The organism is Phocaeicola sp. RTP21198st1_B8_RTP21198_201120, from assembly GCF_040929485.1.
In the GTDB taxonomy this organism is placed as follows: Bacteria; Bacteroidota; Bacteroidia; order Bacteroidales; family Bacteroidaceae; genus Phocaeicola; species Phocaeicola dorei.
In genome coordinates, this window is the sequence record NZ_JBCOCI010000497.1 from 1 (window position 1) to 1,114 (window position 1,114).

General features: G+C 48.3%; 2 pseudogenes. Both read right to left on the bottom strand.

What is annotated here, in order from left to right:
* A pseudogene (locus AB5935_RS27585) lies at positions 1 to 707 on the bottom strand (glucuronyl hydrolase); the annotation flags it as partial.
* A 14-nt stretch (positions 708 to 721) separates the two neighbouring features.
* Positions 722 to 1,114, bottom strand: a pseudogene (locus AB5935_RS27590) (Heparinase II/III-like protein); the annotation flags it as partial.

Here is a 1,114-nt window from a genome sequence, read left to right on the forward strand (position 1 = left end):
TCGTATAGCTATACAAGGCCCATGCCTGTCCACGGCTCCAGGAAGAATTGTCCGAGAAACCCTGCACTGTCTGCTTGCCGCGCACTTCTCCGGTTTCAGGATCGTAATCCACTAGATGATACGTAGAGTAATCATCGCGGAAATGATTCAGGATAGTGGTGTTGGCATGTGTGCAGGCTATGTTCTGCAAAGAATCATCGGCATAGGCTTTCGACATGGATAACAGTAATTCCAGATTCATCATATTGTCAATAATCACCGGGAACTTCCAGTCACAACCTTTGCGCACAAAGTCCCAGCTACGGATTACACCGGCGGTAGGTTTGAAGCGGGTTGACAAGGATTTAGCTCCCTGATAGAGCACCTGTTTATAAGCCTCATTGCCCGTCAGCCGGAAAGCATTCCCATAACTGCAGTTCAACTGGAAACCTACATCGTGATCTCTGGTCACGTACTGTATAGAGTCGAGTTTCAGCGTATTCTTCTCGGCCAGCGCCTTCACAGCATCGTTCCGGGTATATTCATAGATATACCAGAGGGAGCCGGGATAGAACCCGCTGCACCACCAATAGATATTCGAAGGGACAAACTCACCCTCGGCAGAGAGCGTGCGGGGAAGTGTCTTTTCCGTCAGGCGGGTATCCATATTCGTGTATTGTTGCTGCCAATGTTAGAAGCCCTAGTATAGATAATAATAAGATTCTCATACGTTCAATTCATTTTATTTGGGGGACAGGGTTGTAGTAAATGTGGCAGTCTGGTTGGCTGTGACCGTTGCTTCAAAGCCGACCATATAAGTGCCCGGATTAGCCTGGTCATAAGAGTTTTCACTAGTGGTACTCCATGTTTTGTAGGTAGGCTTTACGGTTCCGCTGGCTGTGAGATACATCACTTTGCTTCCATTAGTTAGTACGATGCGGTTACTTTCCACCGTCGGGACGGCAGGCGTCACCATGCACCAGCGTACTTTGGCGGATTTATCCGTTCTTGCCTTTATCTCATCCATGACTACTAAATCTTTATCGTTCACGATTTTCACGGTACGGGTAGCGGATGCAGCCTGATCGGACACTACTTCGGTCAGAGCGAAAGTGGCTCCCAATTCCGTAGCAGT